The sequence below is a fragment of the Alkalibacillus almallahensis genome (genome assembly GCF_011761495.1).
Lineage (GTDB): Bacteria > Bacillota > Bacilli > Bacillales > Alkalibacillaceae > Alkalibacillus > Alkalibacillus almallahensis.
The window spans coordinates 152243-170535 of record NZ_JAASRU010000001.1 but is presented as its reverse complement, the minus strand read 5'-3'; the positions used below and the strand labels follow the sequence as shown (position 1 = coordinate 170535).

The following is an 18293-nucleotide window of genomic DNA, read 5'->3' as shown; positions in this document are numbered from 1 at the left end:
GTGATTAACAACACTTAAACTAAAGGATTAATAGAAAAATCTAAATCCTGAAATATGACGGATACTTTTGACGTTTCTTTATTAATCACTTTAGCGTATTTACCAACGTTAATTTCTACATTCGGGTATATTGTATCATGAATCACGACTTTTATTAACTGATTTGATTGGTCATCTGGCTGGCTTTTAGCATAGACTTTGTATTCATCATTTAATTCATTCAATTCTAATCTAGCTTTTTCATAAGAATGTTGTTGTCTTAATAAAGTCACACGCTCTTTGCTTGTTAAGTCACGGACGGCTTTTAATTGTTCAAACTTATCCCCAATAGTCTTTAGTTTTTTGAGCTGATCGACGAGTTCTTTCATGCGATCTTCTATATAGGATTTCTTTTCGACTGCCTTCTTGTTTTCACTCAAGTATAATTGAGTTTTAGTACTCATGCGATTACCAACATCTCTTGCTTCAATATAATTCCCGCTCGAAACAGAACCACCTATAATATGCCCTTTTTGACAAATGACTTGTTCTCTTGAAGTCACATGACTATGCAAAATTGAATTATTGACTTGAACCTTTCTACCTGCTTCAAGATTAGCTTGATTGACATTACCAGCAAAAATATCTAATGTCGCTTTGACAAAACCTTTCCCTAATGCGGATATTCCTTCTTTAATAAAAACTGATCCACCTGCCTCAATCTTAGATGCTTCAACAATTCCTTGTATCGTTATATCGCCACGAGCTTTCAGCGCAAAACCTTCAGGAACATCACCTTTAATGACAATCGAACCATTGAAATCGATATTACCCACACTCAAATCAAGATCACTAGAAACTTGATAGACGGGCAATACTTGAACTTCTTTATCAGTGAAATGCACTTGGCCACTATTTGTTGCATAAATAGTTAATTGCTTGTCATTGATTTTAGTATTTTCGCCAGCTTTGATTTGGACATCTTTACCTGGCTTAGGAGCAATCAGTTCACCATATATATCTTGGCCTGATTCACCTTCTGTCGGCTTTATAATCGTAATTAATGGATCATCAATTTCCACAATAGGAATCTTCATCATTTCTTTAAAATCAACTTTTTGAGCAGTTTCGTCTACTTGAGTCTGAGTCATCAAGCTAATATGATAATCAATCGATCCATCCTCGCCATTGATAGGCGCATCACCAGTAGCAATGACTTGAGCATATGTGTTTTCGTCATCATATTCCCCATTAACAATCACTTCACAAAACGATTGGATTGCCATATCATCCAATCCATATTGAATATTTTCTTGTGCAAGAAGTTTGTGGATTGCTTTCACAGTAACTATTTCTTCAATATTGAACGTTTCTTCCGTTAATTGAACTGTTTCTGTTTCCAGTTCATCTGAAGGATCATCTTCTTGAGATTCTTGATGTTCAATTTCTGCCTGCAAACTTTTTAAATAGTCAATATTGGCTTCTAAAGACGCTTCGAGACGATCATTTGATACTTTAATCTTAATAAAGTCTATTAATTCCATTCTGAACGCCCCCCCTTTTTATTAAGCGGATAATAAATGATAGAGCTTGGCAATTGCCTTTGAGTGAATTTGTGAGATTCTTGATGTAGAAAGGTCTAAAACTTCACCAATCTCAGTTAATGTTAATTCTTCTTTATAAAATAAACTCAAAACCATTTGTTCATTTTCATTAAGTTCATGCATCTTTTCAATCAGCTCATGGATGCTTTCTTGATTGACCAGTTGTTGGTCAGGTTGAATTTCATATGTATCAGGGATCGTATTTCTTAAATTCTCTCGTGGTTCATCACTTTGTTCGTCTGTTTTATCTTCAATTGACAGTACATGGGCAAACAGCGTATCCTTTAACACTTCTGCCACTTCATCTTCCGGCATTCTCAAGTAATTCGCAAGTTCTTCTACAGAAGGTTCTCTTTGTAGTTTTTGCTCAAGTGTTTCATATCCTTGTTCGATTTCTTTCGATTTCTCTCGAACAGAGCGGGGAAGCCAATCTTCTTTGCGTAAACCATCAATGATTGCGCCTCGTATTCTAAAGGAAGCATAAGTATCAAACTTTAAGTCTCGGCTTGTATCAAATTTCTCCAACGCATCAACTAACCCCATAAACGCAAGACTTTTAACGTCCTGGCGGTCAACATTTCTTGGTAGGTGGGAGTGAATACGATTGACTTGATAATCTACTAAGGGCATGTAATGTTCAACCAGTAAATTACCCGCTTCTTGGTCTTTTGTTTCCTGCCATTTATTCCATAAGGCAGTCATTGACGTTGTTGATTTATTCAATGGCATGCACCCCCAAGCTTAAGTTTCACGTTGTTGTTCTTCCTGCAATAATGTCCGAACCTGTTCTGCGGCTTGATTATGATCAATTTCTTCTTGATTCTGATCAGATTGACCATCTTGATGACTCGTTTCTGAATAAGTTTCAACAGCTAAAGTCTCTTTTTTTGTTTTAGTAACAAAGAATAAAGCTTTTCGAATCAAGTACATGATCAGAAAAGTTAGAATAAATATGATTATACTACGAAATAAAGCGTGTTCTGGAGTATTATTCGTAATTGCTAGAATAAAGGTATAAACCGCTACAACTGTTGACGTCAGAATATTATATAAAATAGATCCAACCATTAGATATAAGTCACACCTTCATGAATTGTTCTAATTTTTAGTAGTGAATCATCTATCATAAATTCGATTGTTCGCCCTTTATTGCCACCACAATCTTCTGAAACAACTGGAATGTTATGTTCTTTTAATAACGCACGTACTGCCTCAGCATTTCGATACCCAATGCGCATCATTTCACTACTATTAGTTGAGTTGAACATTTGAGCACCTCCAGCCATTTTTGCTTTTAATCGTGACTTTCTAATACCTTGAGACTCCATTAATTTCAGTAGAGCTAGTAGACCAGTATCAGCAAACTTTGCTTCTTTAAATGTTTGATTACGACTCATCGACGAATCAGGTAACATAATATGGACTAAACCAGCAATCTTGTTCGTTTCATCGTATAAAACTAACCCAATACAAGATCCTAATCCTGCTGTCATAATGGTTTGTGGGTGTTGGGCAACATTCAAATCTGCAATTCCAACTTTAACGGCTTCTGAAACTTGTGTCATGACGAATGAACTCCTAGAGCTTGAAAAATCGTTGCATAGGCATCGGGATTCGGTAAAAGGAAGAAATGTCCTTTGATCGCTTGGTCAAACCCTTCTATATCGTGTAAAATCGTTTCAATCATAATGGCTTGATCAGATACGGTTGATATCTCCAGTAGTCCTTGCGTTAACATAGCCCCAACCATATCTATAGCAGCATGCGGCACAGATTGATTAATATCTAATTGTGTAAAGTCAGAAAACGCCCGCAAATAAGATCCTGTTAAAATATTTCCAAGTTCAAGAAATGCTGACGTTGCTATTTCATCACCTTCAGAGACTTTTTCAGATGGGTCACCAATCATCAATTGTGCAAATAAATCTGCTTCATCTGGTGGAATCATAAAAAACATATTCCCCGAAATATCTCCATTTGCTTGTACAAATACAGTCGCTTGTACTTCGTCTTTGCCGCCTATTTCCATCATCATTTCGTCAAAGGTCACTACATTTACAACAGGTACATCCATAGATACTGAACGATTGATTAAATGAGATAATGAAGTAGCTGCATTCCCAGCGCCAATATTACCGATTTCTTTCAGTACATCTAGATGAATTTGTTCAAAATTAAAGTAATCATTCATCATGAATTCCTCTTCTTTGTATAATAATTAGTCAATGGTTGATAGCTCATCAAATTCTTCTTCTGAAAGAACCTTTTCTAAGTTTAATAGAATCAGTAAACGCTGATCGATTTTAGCTACCCCTCTAATATAATCGGCATTTACTGCTCCGACTACTTCAGGTGATGGCTCAACTTTTTCTTGTGGTACATCTACAACATCGTTAGCTGCATCCACGATGACGCCAATACTCTTATCATCCACATGAATAATAATAATGCGTGTACTTTCTGTTTGTTCTACCGTTTCTAACCCAAAACGTTCCCGTAAGTCAATAATTGGTGTAATCACACCTCTCAAATTCATCACACCTTTTACGAATTTAGGTGCACGGGGAACTCGGGTGATATTAAAGATTCTTTCAATCGAACCAACATGTTCAATTGGAATACCATATTCTTCATCTTTTAATTTGAAAACGATGACCTTATCATCTTGCATGACTTCACTCATAGAATTCCTCCTTACTTAATTAGTGCATTACTATCAACGATTAACGCCACTTCACCATTACCTAAAATGGTTGCACCAGAAATAGCAAATACATTTGATAGATAATCACCAAGACTCTTCAAGACTATTTCTTGTTGACCAATAAATGAATCTACGACTAATCCTGCCATTTGGTCACCTTTACGAACGACAACAACAGAATAATAGGTTTCTTCTTCGTCTTTTGCACTTGGCACTTCGAATACTTGACGTAAATCAACTAGTGGAACGATATGACCTCTAAAATCAATTACTTCTTTATTATGGGCTTTCATCACATCAGTGTGTTTAATAACGGCTGTTTCAATGATCGATGATAACGGAATCGCATATGTCTCTTCTTCGATCATAACCAACATGACAGAAATAATGGATAAAGTAAGAGGTAATTGGATAGAAAAAGTTGTTCCTTTTCCATATTCAGATTCAATTTCGATTGAACCACCTAAGGATTCAATCGTGCTCTTAACAACATCTAAGCCAACACCACGACCGGATATATCCGAAATTTCCTGGGCTGTAGAAAAACCACTAGCTAAGATCAGTTCATTAATTTGCTTATCTGTAAGACTGGATGCTTGATCACTACTAACAACACCATTTTCTATAGCCTTATTAAGTACTTTTTCCTTATTAATTCCTTGACCATCATCACGAATTTCGACGAATACATGGTTCCCACTATGAAAGGCTTTTAATAACATATTACCTTGAGCTGGCTTACCTTTTTGCTTTCTTTCTTCAGGCATTTCCACTCCGTGATCAACCGCATTTCTGATCAAATGAACAAGTGGATCCCCGATTTCATCAATGACTGTTCGGTCAAGCTCTGTTTCAGCACCTTCAATTTCCATATTGATGTCTTTTCCGAGTTCACGTGTTAGCTGACGTACCATGCGTGGGAAACGATTAAACACCTGTTCAATAGGTACCATACGCATCGTTAAGATAATATTTTGTAAGTCACCAGAAATACGTGAAATTCTTTCAACCGTACCTTTTAAATCATTGTGATTTAATTCTTCTGAAATTTGTTCCAGTCGTCCACGATCAATTACCATTTCTTCAAATAGATTCATTAGAGCATCTAAACGTTCGATGTTAACACGGATTGTTTTATTACCAGCTGCCTTCTTTTGCTGATCGGTTGGTTGGTCGTTCGTTTGATCATTCGATATTTCAGGCTGCTCATTAGAAACAGCTTGGTTTTCTTCAGTTGTTTGCTTGTCATCAGAAGACTGTTCTGCTTCTAGCTCAAAAGGCTTAATGATCACCTCACGAACTTCAGAGACCTTCATGATTTTAGCTTTTAATTCTTCATCTTGTTCTGATGTAACAAGGATGAGATCAAAATGATTTTCAAATTCCTCATTTTCTAATGCGTCTACGGTTGGAACTGATTTAATTACTTCACCACTTTGCTCAAGAACCTCAAAAACCATATAAACGCGTGCGACTTTTAACAAGCAGTCCTCAGAGAGCGAGACAGTGATGTGGTAAACATTTTGACCGTCTGTTTTGGCTTGTTCTAAAACTGTTCGTTCAAATTGATCTACCGTTAATCCTTCAACTGAAGAGGTTGAAGTTTCGGATTCATCATCTATTACAGCAGGTGATGTTCCCGTTTGTGATAGTTCCTCTCCTTTTTCAATCGCATTTAATTGAGTGACAACTGATTCAACGTTCATTGACCCTGTACCACCCTCAGCGATATCAGCTGTCATTTTCTCAAGATATTCTAATGAATCTAATAACACATCCATTACATTTGAGTTAACAGTGATTTTTTCGTTACGAATGGCATCTAAAACATTTTCCATTTTATGTGTTAAATCTGACAAATCCTCATATCCCATTGTCGCAGACATTCCTTTTAAGGTATGGGCTGCACGAAAGATTTCATCAACGATCGATAAGTTAGACGGGTCTTTCTCTAATTCTAGTAAGCCATCATTAACAACTTGTAGATTCTCTTTACTTTCATCAATAAATACATCTAAGTATTGGTTCGATTCCATACGTGACCTCCTCATTGTTTCACGATTTCAACAATAGCATCTGCCATTTCATTGATTGGTTTAATTAAATTAGGGTTGGCTTGTTCAACGATTGATTTAGGCATTCCGTAAATGACAGCTGTTTCTTTCGATTCAGCAATTAAATATGTAGAAGAATCTTGTTCTTTAAGGTACTTAGCACCTTCAGTTCCGTCACTGCCCATTCCAGTTAAGACAACTGCCACTTTGTTCATGTGAGGTACACCAGCAACTGACTTGAATAATTTATTCACACTTGGACGATGACCATTAACAGCTGGTGTCTGTTCTATTATTGCTGCCAAAGATCTCCCGATTGATTTAACTTCAAAATGGTTATCACCTGGCGCTATATAAGCGTGCCCTTTCTTTAACAATTCTCCATGTTGGACTTCCTTAACAGAAATTTCAGATAATCGATCCAATCGTTCTGCCAAGGACTGCGTGAATTTAGCGGGCATATGTTGGACAATTAATATCGGACAACTAAACGATTCAGGAATTCTAGATAATAATTCCTGCAATGCTTTAGGTCCTCCAGTTGATACACCTACCACAACAAGTGTTTGCTCGTGCTGAAATTTCTTGGACGGCTGGTTTCTATTAATTGTTAACTCATTAGGTGTCGCTTCAGGCAAAAGAGCCATAGACCTGTGCAATTTAGCATGCGCTGCATCTTTTGCTTTCTCGCAAATTTCAACACTTTTTTGGGCCAAATCAAGTGAAATGGAACCAGATGTTTTATTGATAAAGTCAATCGCTCCATACTGTAGAGCTGTTATCGTGCTTTCGGCCCCTTCATAAGTTAAACTTGACAACATGATAACGGGTGTAGGATAGTCATCCATAATACGTTTAAGTGCTGTTAAACCATCCATGATAGGCATTTCAATATCTAACGTCACAACATCCGGATTAAGCTTTTCAACCTTTTTTAGACCATCTTCGCCGTTTCGAGCAGTGCCTATCACTTCTAAACTACTATCATCATTAATAATGTCTGAAATAACTTTTCGCATAAAGGCAGAATCATCGATGACTAATACCCTTTTCTTATCCATAGTTCAATCTACCTTTCGTGAGAAAAATGATCGAAGTCGTTTAACAAATTTACGATCTTGTTCAATTCCGTCATCCTGATTCAAGTAAATATCAACTAAATTTCTCATTTGCTTGCTAGCCTTACTCTTAGGTGAAACTAAATAATAAGGTTGTTGTTGTTTGACTGCTTGAACAACAGTTGAATCATCTGGGATGTACCCTTTGTAGGATAAGTTTTGATTTAAAAATTTCATCACGACAGCATTTAATTTCGTGTAGGCAAATTCTCCTTCATCACGGTCACTTGCACGATTGACTAATAAAGATAGTTGCAAATCTTGACGCTTACTATGTGCAACCAATTGCTTTATAGCTGCGTAAGCATCCGTAATCGATGTTGGTTCTGTCGTTGTCACGACAACACTTTCATCAGCTGCTTGAATAAAGGCTAAATGTTCTTCAGACATACCTGCACCTAGATCAAAAATGATATAATCATAGGCTGTCGTTACATGTTGTAGTTGCCTGATAAAATAGTCGTATTTAGAACGGTCAAGGTGAAAGAAATCTGACAAACCCGTTCCAGCTGCAATATAGGACAAACGTTGTGGACCTGCTTCTATGATATCAGAAATTTGTAACTTTTTCTCTAACATTGTCGATAAATTTTGTCTAGGTTGTAGGCCCAACAAGATATCAATATTTCCCATACCAATATCTAGATCAAATATTAGGACGCTTTTGCCTTGTTCAGATAATGCCATACTAAAATTAAGAGCGAAGTTAGACTTACCGACCCCGCCTTTACCACTAAAGACTGCAATGGTGCGAGCTTGGTTTTGCTCGTGTTGCAATACACGTTGCCTTAGTTCATGGGCTTGATCTGTCACGACTGATCACCTACTATCAAATCCGTCATTCTCTGTGGAGATGGTGGTTCAATATCATCCGGAACGTCTTGACCAGTTGTTAAATACGCAATTCTAAATTGATGTTGTTGCCAAAGATTTAAGATTGAACCTAAATAACTCGTTTCATCTAACTTCGTTAAGATCACTTGATTAATCGATAAACTACTAAATTTAGCATATATATCATCTATGTCCTCTTCTTTTGAAGTAAGTGATAAGACGCAAAATAATTCATCATGATCTTCAAATTCAACAAATTGTTTCATTTCCTCAATATAACGATCTTCCCTAAAATTTCTACCTGGTGTATCAACAAATACAATATCCTTATCAGTGAATTTTTCCTTAGCTTGCAAGAAATCTTCGTGATTATAAGCGACTTCAACAGGTAAGTTCAGTATTTTAGCATAGGTTTTCAATTGATCAACCGCAGCAATCCTGAATGTATCTAATGTGATAAGGCCAACATCTAATCCTTGATTAATAGAAGAATCAGCTGCTAGTTTTGCTAATGTCGTTGTTTTTCCTACCCCAGTAGGTCCGAATAAGAAGATATGTTTGGACCTAGCATCTTGTTCATATTGAGTCGCACTTTCCATCTTGTGAAAAATTTGATCTTTTACGATTTGCCAATAGACAGAAGTATCTTGTGATTTATTGTTTGTATAGTATTCTGTCATAACTGGCTCCATCAACTCTTGAATAGTATCCTGGTCAATTCCTAGGTGCCCCAATTCATAAGCAATTGAATCAGTTGGAGTCGGATAATAATTAGAGCTTTGATTAGAATCCTTTAAAGATTCACGAAGTTCTTTGATCTCCTTGATTAAATCTTGATCATGTGATGAAGGCTCTTGAGTTGGTTGTTTAAGATTTAATGATGGTTGATGATCCAATTGAAAATTAACATTAGGTTCTTTTACACTTTTCGCTTTTGTTTGTTGCATAGGTGAAGGGTCCACGGCAGCTACTACTTCTATATTTTTCTTTTTAAATAAGCCGAGAAATCCTTTTGTTTTTTTCTCTTTAGAATTTAAAATAACTGCCGAATCACCAAGTTCTTTACGTACATCCTTCATTGCCTCTGGCATTGTCGGTGCCGTATATTTTTTCACTCTCATGCTATGTTCACCACCCCAGCACTTTCGACTTCTAGATCTGGTTCAAGTTCGTTATAAGATAGTACAACCACATCTGGTAAATAGCGTCCAATCATTTGTTTTACGTATCTTCTAATCGCTGGTGAGCAAAGTAAGACAGGTGTTGCATCATCCATAAACGCTTGACTTGCTTGTTGATGAATGGATTCGATAATTTTTTGTTGCGTTTCAGGATCCATCGATAAGAAATTTCCATGCTCTGTCTGTTGAATATGTTCAGCGATTTTTTTCTCAACTTGTGGTGACAATGTGATAACCTTCATCTGATAGTCAGATGTTGCAAACGATTGGGTAATTTGCATTGATAGGGATTGTCTACAATATTCTGCTAGCAAATCTGTATCATTAGTCATCTTCCCATAATCAGCCAGTGTTTCGAATATAACTGGCAAATTACGAACAGAGATTTGTTCTTCTAATAGTTTTGATAACACTTTTTGAATTTCGCCTACAGATAGAGGTTCAGGCGTCACTTCATCCACTAGCGTTGGATAACTTTGTTTTAAGTGATCGATTAATTGTTGTGTTTCTTCGCGTCCCAATAATTGATGAGCATATCGTTTAATAACTTCAGTAATATGCGTCGAGACAACTGAAGGTGGGTCAACAATTGTATAACCTGATAACTCTGCTTCATCTTTCATATCTTCGGAAATCCACTTAGCAGGTAAACCAAAAGCGGGTTCTACAGTATCAATACCTTCTATTGAGTCATCTTCCATACCTGGAGACATAGCGAGATAATGATCTAAGTAAAGTTCTCCTTTTGCAACCTCATTTCCTTTCACTTTTAGCTGATATTCGTTCGGATTCAACTGAATATTATCTCGTATACGGACAACTGGAATGACAATACCTAATTCTAACGCTAACTGCCGCCTAATCATCACAACACGATCTAGCAAGTCTCCTCCTTGATTCGCATCAGCAATCGGAATTAACGCATAGCCAAATTCGAATTCTATCGGATCCATATTTAGAAGATCGACGACATTATCAGGTTGAGCCACTTCTTGTTCCTCGGATTGTTCCTCATGTTCACTTTCTTCATATTGACTTTGTCTTTCTTGAGCTTGTGCTAAATATCGGCCACCAAAAGCAAGGATTGCTGCAATAAATGTTGTTAGAAAGATATTTATTGGTGTTAAACCAAGCATAAATATCGTTCCAGCTGCCACATACATTAGACTTGGATAACGGAATAATTGGCCTGTCACATCATGTGATAGATTACCTTCAGCAGCAACTCTTGTCACAACAATACCAGTCGCAGTTGCAATTAATAAGGCGGGTATTTGAGATGTTAAACCATCCCCAACAGTTAAACGAAGGAAGGTATTCACGGTTTCACTAAAAGATAGACCCCACTGTGTCATACCGATAATAAAACCGAAGATAATATTGACGAGTACAATTACAATACCAGCAATAGCATCCCCTTTTACGAATTTACTGGCACCGTCCATAGCACCATAAAAATCCGCTTCATTTTCAATTTTTTCACGGCGTGCTTTGGCTTGTTGTTCGGTAATCATACCAGCGTTTAAATCAGCATCAATACTCATTTGCTTACCAGGCATCGCATCTAAGGTGAAGCGGGCTGCCACTTCTGATACACGTTCTGCACCCTTAGTAATAACAATAAATTGAATAATAACGAGGATTAAGAAGATCACAAAACCGACAAATGGATTACCACCCGTCACAAAATTTCCAAACGTATCTACGACATTACCAGCGTCAGCTTCTGATAAAATCGAACGTGTTGTTGATACGTTAAGCCCTAGTCGAAATAACGTTAATAATAATAATAATGATGGAAATATAGCAAAATCTAGAGCTTCTTGTGTATTCATTGTGACGAGAATAACAATTAAAGCTAATGATATATTCGTCAAAATCAAAATGCTTAATAGCCATCCTGGAAGTGGAATGACTAACATGACGATAATTAATATAACTCCTAATAGTACCGATAAATCTCTTGCTGACATGCTTCAAAATCCTCTCTTCGTACTTACTTAGCTTGTTTCTCCATTTTGTAAACATAAGCTAATACTTCTGCAACTTGTTGGAAGAAATCCTCAGGAATCGTTTCATCAATTTCTACAGAATTATATAGGCCTCGTGCAAGTTGACGGTTCTCGATCCTGACAACTCCATTCGCTTCGGCAACTTCTCTAATTTTAAGAGCAACATAATCTACCCCTTTAGCAATAACAAAAGGAGCTTCTGCTCGCTCTTCGTCATATTTTAAAGCAATCGAATAGTGCGTAGGGTTCGTGATCACAACATCTGCTTCAGGCACCTCACTCATCATACGTTGCTGTGCCATTGAACGTTGGCGCTCCTTCATGCGTGATTGAACAAGCGGATCACCTTCCATATTTTTGTTTTCGTCTTTAATATCTTGTTTTGACATACGAATATTTTTTTCATGGTCATGACGTTGATAGATATAATCTATGACAGCAATGATTAACAACATAAGCGTTGCTGCTACACCCATAATAAGTGTTAATTGACCAAAAAACGCGATCGCATTAGGAACTGATTTTTGTGATAATGTCATCATATCAGAGCGATTAACCCATAGAATGGCAAAACAAACAGTAGCTATAGAACTAACTTTTAACATGGATTTTAAAAATTCCACAATGGCTCTTGCTGAAAATATGCGTTTAATCCCATTAATAGGATTTACTTTGTTTAAATCAAACTTAAGTGGTTCACCTGTTAGTAAAAAACCAATTTGTAAATAATTAGCTACTAACGCTGCTGTAATCGCAACGGCCATAATTGGTAAGACAACTTTTATAGCTTCAACAGATACTTGAAACAAAGCACTCTCGACATTTTCGGGAGTAACTTCATAGTGAATCAGCTCAGTAAATGTAAATATGAATACACTTGATAATGTATCGCCTAGCGTTGAACCAAAGCTCACCATGAAAACAAAAACAGCAAACAACAAAATCGCCGTCGTAATATCTTGACTCTTAGCCACTTGTCCTTTATTACGCGAATCTTGACGCTTTTTCGGTGTCGCTTGTTCAGTTTTTTCTTGGTTAAAATATTGTAAATCTAAACGAAGTAACGACACATTATGCTCCCCCAATTAGTTCCATTAACTGTCTCATCGTTTGAAACATATATTCAAACAATTTAGAGACTAATAATCCAAAGAAACCAAAACTAATAAAAATAGTGAAGAAACTAACTAATATTTTAAGTGGTAGACCAATGATGAAAACGTTCATTTGTGGTACTGTACGAGCTATCATGCCTAAGGCCACGTCTACCAAAAACAATGTGCCAACAATCGGAATCGCCATTTGAAACGCTAATAAAAACATCTGTGACATCGTCATTATGATAAATTCGGCAAAAGACTCTGTATGAATCGGAATCATCTCTTGAAAACCGATAAATTCATAACTATAAAAAATGCCATCGATTAAGAGATGGTGAGCATTGGTTGCGACTAATAATAGCGTTGCAATAATATAGTAGTACTGACCGATAATGGGACTCTGTGCCCCAGTTTGAGGATCGACTACGTTTGCAATCGCAAAACCCATCTGAAAATCTATAAAGCCACCAGCAACTTGGACAGCCGTAAAAATGATATAGGCAACAAGTGCAATCATAATTCCAATGGTTAGTTCTTTTAAAAGTAATAATATGTATTGGCCATCTACGACTAAAGCTGGACTGTCTAACGTAAGATACATGATCCACGATAAAATAATGATTAAGCTAATCTTAACTCGGTTAGGGATTGTCGTATATGCAAATAAAGGAACAAACAATATAAACCCTGTTAATCGAGCTAAAATTAAAAAGAAAGCCGGAATTCTCGTAATGTCTAGTAACTCAATCATATTAACCAACTATATTAGGAATTTCATTAAAAATACTAGTCGTGAATTCAATCAAACGTTGCAACATCCAAGGGCCTAAAATGACGATGGCTATAAACACAGCAATAATCTTAGGGATAAATGCTAATGTTTGTTCTTGGATTTGTGTCGTCGCTTGGAAAATCGCTACTGCTAGACCAACGAACAATGCAATTATTAATAGTGGCCCTACCACGATTAAGATGGTATAAACGCCTCGTTCTGCTAATGCAACAACCATATCTGGTGTCATATTGATTCCTACTTCCTATCACTATAAATAACTTTCTAAGACCGAATGGGTGATTAAATACCAGCCATCCACAATTACAAATAACAAGACTTTAAACGGTAATGAGATCATAACTGGTGGTAACATCATCATTCCCATCGACATCAGAACACTGGCTACTGCCATGTCGATCACAAGAAATGGTATAAAAATCATAAAACCCATTTGAAAGGCTGTCTTCAGCTCACTAATCACAAAAGCCGGAATTAATGTTGTTAATGGAATATCTTGGACAGATTCAGGTGTCTCTGCATCCGTATAATCCATAAACAAAGCTAGATCCTGCTGTCTAGTATGTTCCGACATAAAATCTTTAAAAGGAATGCTTGCTTCATCATAAGCTTCTTCTAAAGTAATTTCGTCATTGAATAACGGTTGTAGTGCTTCTTCATTCACTTCATATAATGTCGGAGCCATGATGAAAAAGGTTAGAAACAGTGCTAGTCCAATCAACACTTGATTTGGAGGCATTGATTGGGTTGCCAGTGCTGTTCGAACAAATGATAATACGATAACAATACGAGTAAAACTAGTCATTAACACAAGAATACTCGGTGAGAGTGTTAATACGGTTAAAAGTAATAATAATTGAACAGCTGTTGAAATTGTCCCAGGATCATTCTCTGATAATAGATTCATAAATTCATTCATTGCTATCGTCTTCCTTATCTTGATAACGTTTCCTCATACGTTGTCTAGAGTTTTTCATGGTTTCTAACTCTGTTTTAAATTGGTTTTTAGTTTCAGCTTCTTGATAACTATTCTTCCGTTTGTTTTGAAAACTTTGGAAGATAGATTGAAATGACATATTACTTGAAGCCTCTTCAGGCGTCGTCATTAATTGATCAATTGTGTCTTGATCTTCAATTTTCGTTAAATAATTAACGTCATCTCCTACACCAATTAAATAGAATTCATCTCCAACTCGAACAATCTGAGCGGATTTGTTATGTCCCAATGAAACGCCACCTATATTTTCGAGTGCCCGCGTCTGTTGATAGTTTCTAGTTCGCTTTTGAATGAATTTTAATACAATATATATTAAAGCTAATACGAGAACTAAGGCTGCAATCATTCGTAAAAAGTCTAAAAACAGCGACTGATTCGACGAACCAATAGCTTCCTCGTTTTCTGAGTTATCTTCAGTCGGTTGATCCGCAATTGGTTCGTCCGTCTCGTCATTACTATTTGGACTGTTATTTGATTCTGATTCTAAACAATCAGCCACACTACCATCACACTCTTCATCAGCTACTACCACGATTGGGCTAATGATTAACATCATCAATGCTATGACCCCAACCCAAATAACACGTTTATTCATCGTCTTCCTACCCCACAACCATTTAACTTAGTGCTTTACCAATTGCTTCTAGTACACGATCAGCCTGAAACGGTTTAACAATAAAGTCTTTTGCTCCGGCTTGGATCGCATCGATTACCATCGCTTGCTGACCCATCGCTGAACACATCACAATTTTCGCATTACTGTCTTGACTTATAATTTCTTTTAATGCTTCAATTCCGTCTTTCTCTGGCATCGTAATATCCAGTGTTACTAAGTCAGGATTTAACTCTTTATATTGTTCTACGGCCGCTTCACCATTCTCTGCTTCCCCAACTACTTCATAACCATTCTTCTCTAAAATATCCTTGATCATCATACGCATAAATGCTGCATCATCTACGACTAAGATTTGTTGTGCCATAATGTAATCCCCCTAATTTAATTATCGTAATTTTTGAATCCGTTCTGCTTGACTTAAAATATCTGATACTCTAACACCAAAGTTTTCATCTATAACGACAACTTCACCTTTGGCAATCAGTTTGTTGTTAACGAGAATATCAACAGGTTCTCCAGCAAATTTATCAAGTTCGACAATGGAACCCGTGTTAAGCTCTAATATTTCCTTGATACTTTTACTTGAACGCCCTAATTCAACCGATACATTCAACGGAATATCCATTAGTAAATCTAAGTTTCGTTGCTCATCTTGGCCAAGTTGAGGTTGTTTTCCGAACTCTTCAAATTGCGCTTGATCAACGCAATGATCTTCTCCCTGTTGAAAAGCTTTTTGACCTAGTTGTTGTGAATTTGTTTGCGCTTGTGTTGATTGTTGGCTCTGGTCAGGTTTTGGTTCTGGTTGCTTTTGCTGAGTTTCTTGCTTTGGTTGAGCAGGTTCTTCTTGAGTAGTTGATTCTGTTTCAACAGGATCTTCTGCATTCAGTAAGCTATCAACAAATTCTTTTGCAAATTCAACAGGTAATAATTGCATGATATTAGAATCAATTAATTCACCTACTTGCAATTGAAAAGAGACTTTCACAAAATTATCTTCTTGTGGTATATAATCTGTTCCTTCACCTTTTTCAACATCCAATACCGTTATATCAGGTGGTGTAATATCAACGCGTTTATTAAATACTGAAGACATACTAGTTGCAGCAGAACCCATCATTTGGTTCATCGCCTCTTGAACAGCACTTAATTGAATTTCTCCTAATTCATCAGCTGGATTGGTACCATCACCGCCTAACATAAGGTCTGCGATAATCGCGGCATCTTGATTCTTGATCACAAATAAGTTCATTCCTCTAAACCCATCTGTATAGTCTACCTTGACAGCTACATGTGGTGTAGGAAATTCGTCGACAAGTGATTCACTGTCGATTGCTGAGACAACAGGTGTGGTAATCTCTACTTTTTGATTTAATAAAGAAGATAAGGCCGTAGCTGAACTACCGAATGAAATATTACCAATTTCTCCAATGGCATCAATCTCAATATCTGTCAGAAAATCTTGTAATTGACTTGATGTTTGTCCACCCTGATTGGAATTTTCGTCTGTCTGATTAGCATTTTGATTGCTGCCAGAGTTCTCTTCATCACTTGAACTGTTCAATAGGGCGTCTATTTCTTCTTGAGATAGCATATTATCATTATTATTCATGGTCATCTTCACCCCTTAATTCATCTAGAATTTGAACAGCCATATGGCGCTTTTGTTTACCAGGCTGAACATTAAATTTTGGCTCATCATTCACATATAACGTAAGCGGATCATCAATAGCTTGATCCAACATGATGACATCATTATGGTTTAAGTTTAAAAATTCTTCTATCGAGATGTCGGATTCCCCTAGAATCGCTTTCGCTTCTACATCGACTTGAGTTAAGCTTTTCGATAAATGCTGATAATCTTCTGGATTACTTTGCGACTTCTCATTTTGCATCCAATAGTGCACTGAAAGCTTGGAAATAATCGGCTCCAACACCATGTGAGGTATACAAATATTCATCACACCCGTACTCTCACCAATCGTTGTATTTAAGGAAACGACAACAACTGTCTCGTTCGGCGATACCATTTGAATAAATTGAGGATTTGTTTCAAATTCTTCTAAGGTTAGATCGATATCAACCATCGATCCCCAGGCTTCTTCTAATGATTCAAAAGCTCGCTCAAATAACCGTGACATGATCCTACTTTCAATTTCGGTTAAATTTTCAACCTTATTTGTTCCAATGCCTTCACCACCTAAGACTCGATCAATTATGGCATAAGCAATATTTGGGTTAACTTCATACAATAAGCGCCCTTCAAGTGGATCTACCGAGAAAATGTTTAACACGGTTCGCTGTGGCATTGAACGGATAAATTCTTCATATGGTACCTGATCTACAGAAGCTACAGTTACTTCAGCATAAGACCTTAACTGTGCTGCAAAAAATGATGTTAGAAGCCGCGCAAAGTTTTCATGAATTCGTGCTAATCCACGAATCTGATCTTTTGAAAAACGTAAGGCTCGCTTGAAATCATAATCACGTATTTTACGTTCATCTGTTTGTTGTTCTTTTAACTCTTCTGCGTCCATTTCACCAGTAGAAATAGCCGACAAAAGCGCGTCAATTTCACCTTGGGACAGAACATCATCCGCCACTTTCATCACCTCCATTGTGGAGTGTTTTCATTTATTGTACTGCCTTCTGGGTAATAAAGACGTCAGTAACTTCACCTTCATCTAAGCGATCATTAATCGCTCCTTTAACATCTTCTCTAACCGATGTTAGTTCATTACGGAAATCACTACCCTCAAGAACTGTCAGCTCTTCGATAATCGCATCATTAATAACGAAATGATCACCTGATTTTAACTGTTCGCTCGTGTCTTGATTATCTGTTACTATGCGAAATTGCACACGTATAAATTGTCCATCTGCTAAATCAGTGGTGATCTCATCAGTGACAAATGAACTTTCAGCCATATCGCTGATTGTTGGTTCACTATCACTACTCTCATCAAAATCGACATAGATTAATAGAATAATAGCAACAATACCAACAATCGTTAATGTAATGATGGTTGTTAGCATGATCTTAATCGGTTTCGACATCTTCATCAACTACCTTTGCTTGGAGATCAACTAAACCTACTTTTTTATAGAATTCAACTGATCTTTGAATAATTTCGTCTGTTGATTCTTTTACGAAATAGGTCTTTCCATTCGATAATGTGATTGTCGTATCAGGTAATGCTTGGACCTTTTCTATGTACAATGCATTGACGACGAATTCTTCACCGTTTAAACGGGTTACATCAATCATAAATGATAAGTGGGGCTAAGCGACGTTAGCCCCTTT

21 protein-coding genes are annotated in these 18293 nt (G+C 36.8%); all 21 read right to left on the bottom strand.

The window, feature by feature from the left end; all coding sequences use genetic code 11:
- Positions 1-14 precede the first annotated feature (14 nt).
- From FHR85_RS00895 to FHR85_RS00795, 21 genes are read right to left on the bottom strand one after another with little or no spacing between them, the layout of a single operon-like run.
- Positions 15-1523 (bottom strand): DUF342 domain-containing protein, encoded by a 1509-nt coding sequence (locus FHR85_RS00895; RefSeq protein WP_167260100.1) that lies wholly within the window; start codon positions 1521-1523, stop codon positions 15-17.
- A gap of 21 nt (positions 1524-1544) precedes the next feature.
- Positions 1545-2306: a FliA/WhiG family RNA polymerase sigma factor gene (locus FHR85_RS00890; RefSeq protein ID WP_424923972.1), complete on the bottom strand. Its 762-nt coding sequence runs from the start codon at positions 2304-2306 to the stop codon at positions 1545-1547.
- A gap of 18 nt (positions 2307-2324) precedes the next feature.
- Positions 2325-2651 carry a hypothetical protein gene (locus FHR85_RS00885; RefSeq protein ID WP_167260098.1) on the bottom strand — a complete coding sequence of 109 codons (327 nt, stop codon included), beginning with the start codon at positions 2649-2651 and terminating at the stop codon, positions 2325-2327.
- Entirely contained in the window at positions 2651-3148 is a 498-nt protein-coding gene (locus FHR85_RS00880) for a chemotaxis protein CheD (protein WP_167260096.1), read from the bottom strand. Before FHR85_RS00880 ends, FHR85_RS00885 begins: the two co-directional genes overlap by 1 nt.
- Positions 3145-3774, bottom strand: a complete 630-nt coding sequence (locus FHR85_RS00875) for a chemotaxis protein CheC (protein ID WP_167260094.1) — start codon at positions 3772-3774, stop codon at positions 3145-3147. Before FHR85_RS00875 ends, FHR85_RS00880 begins: the two co-directional genes overlap by 4 nt.
- Positions 3775-3801: 27 nt before the next feature.
- Positions 3802-4266 carry a chemotaxis protein CheW gene (locus FHR85_RS00870; protein ID WP_167260092.1) on the bottom strand — a complete coding sequence of 155 codons (465 nt, stop codon included), beginning with the start codon at positions 4264-4266 and terminating at the stop codon, positions 3802-3804.
- An 11-nt stretch (positions 4267-4277) separates the two neighbouring features.
- The gene (locus FHR85_RS00865; protein WP_167260090.1) at positions 4278-6323 is read right to left on the bottom strand and encodes a chemotaxis protein CheA; all 2046 of its coding nucleotides are present in this window, start codon (positions 6321-6323) and stop codon (positions 4278-4280) included.
- Between the two features lie 11 nt (positions 6324-6334).
- Entirely contained in the window at positions 6335-7402 is a 1068-nt protein-coding gene (locus FHR85_RS00860) for a protein-glutamate methylesterase/protein-glutamine glutaminase (protein ID WP_167260088.1), read from the bottom strand.
- 3 nt (positions 7403-7405) lie between these two features.
- Positions 7406-8272, bottom strand: coding sequence for a P-loop NTPase (locus FHR85_RS00855; RefSeq protein ID WP_167260087.1), 867 nt, complete (start codon positions 8270-8272; stop codon positions 7406-7408).
- Entirely contained in the window at positions 8269-9414 is a 1146-nt protein-coding gene (flhF, locus tag FHR85_RS00850; RefSeq protein WP_167260085.1) for a flagellar biosynthesis GTPase FlhF, read from the bottom strand. Before flhF ends, FHR85_RS00855 begins: the two co-directional genes overlap by 4 nt.
- Positions 9411-11447 (bottom strand): flagellar biosynthesis protein FlhA, encoded by a 2037-nt coding sequence (gene flhA, locus FHR85_RS00845; RefSeq protein ID WP_167260083.1) that lies wholly within the window; start codon positions 11445-11447, stop codon positions 9411-9413. The genes flhF and flhA overlap by 4 nt, the downstream gene beginning before the upstream one ends.
- Positions 11448-11470: 23 nt before the next feature.
- Entirely contained in the window at positions 11471-12556 is a 1086-nt protein-coding gene (gene flhB / locus FHR85_RS00840) for a flagellar biosynthesis protein FlhB (protein WP_167260081.1), read from the bottom strand.
- 1 nt (position 12557) lies between these two features.
- Complete coding sequence (fliR, locus tag FHR85_RS00835; RefSeq protein ID WP_167260079.1) at positions 12558-13337, bottom strand: flagellar biosynthetic protein FliR; 780 nt, start codon at positions 13335-13337, stop codon at positions 12558-12560.
- A gap of 1 nt (position 13338) precedes the next feature.
- Complete coding sequence (gene fliQ, locus FHR85_RS00830) at positions 13339-13608, bottom strand: flagellar biosynthesis protein FliQ (RefSeq protein ID WP_167260077.1); 270 nt, start codon at positions 13606-13608, stop codon at positions 13339-13341.
- A gap of 21 nt (positions 13609-13629) precedes the next feature.
- The gene (fliP, locus tag FHR85_RS00825; protein WP_167260074.1) at positions 13630-14298 is read right to left on the bottom strand and encodes a flagellar type III secretion system pore protein FliP; all 669 of its coding nucleotides are present in this window, start codon (positions 14296-14298) and stop codon (positions 13630-13632) included.
- Entirely contained in the window at positions 14291-14971 is a 681-nt protein-coding gene (locus FHR85_RS00820) for a flagellar biosynthetic protein FliO (RefSeq protein ID WP_167260072.1), read from the bottom strand. Before FHR85_RS00820 ends, fliP begins: the two co-directional genes overlap by 8 nt.
- 22 nt (positions 14972-14993) lie before the next feature.
- The gene (locus FHR85_RS00815) at positions 14994-15356 is read right to left on the bottom strand and encodes a response regulator (RefSeq protein WP_167260070.1); all 363 of its coding nucleotides are present in this window, start codon (positions 15354-15356) and stop codon (positions 14994-14996) included.
- A 21-nt stretch (positions 15357-15377) separates the two neighbouring features.
- On the bottom strand, positions 15378-16601 hold the full coding sequence (fliY, locus tag FHR85_RS00810; protein WP_167260068.1) for a flagellar motor switch phosphatase FliY: 1224 nt from the start codon (positions 16599-16601) through the stop codon (positions 15378-15380).
- On the bottom strand, positions 16594-17592 hold the full coding sequence (gene fliM, locus FHR85_RS00805) for a flagellar motor switch protein FliM (protein WP_167260065.1): 999 nt from the start codon (positions 17590-17592) through the stop codon (positions 16594-16596). The genes fliY and fliM overlap by 8 nt, the downstream gene beginning before the upstream one ends.
- Positions 17593-17623: 31 nt before the next feature.
- On the bottom strand, positions 17624-18046 hold the full coding sequence (locus tag FHR85_RS00800) for a flagellar basal body-associated FliL family protein (RefSeq protein WP_167260063.1): 423 nt from the start codon (positions 18044-18046) through the stop codon (positions 17624-17626).
- Positions 18030-18257 carry a flagellar FlbD family protein gene (locus FHR85_RS00795; protein WP_167260061.1) on the bottom strand — a complete coding sequence of 76 codons (228 nt, stop codon included), beginning with the start codon at positions 18255-18257 and terminating at the stop codon, positions 18030-18032. The genes FHR85_RS00800 and FHR85_RS00795 overlap by 17 nt, the downstream gene beginning before the upstream one ends.
- Between the last annotated feature and the right edge of the window lie 36 nt (positions 18258-18293).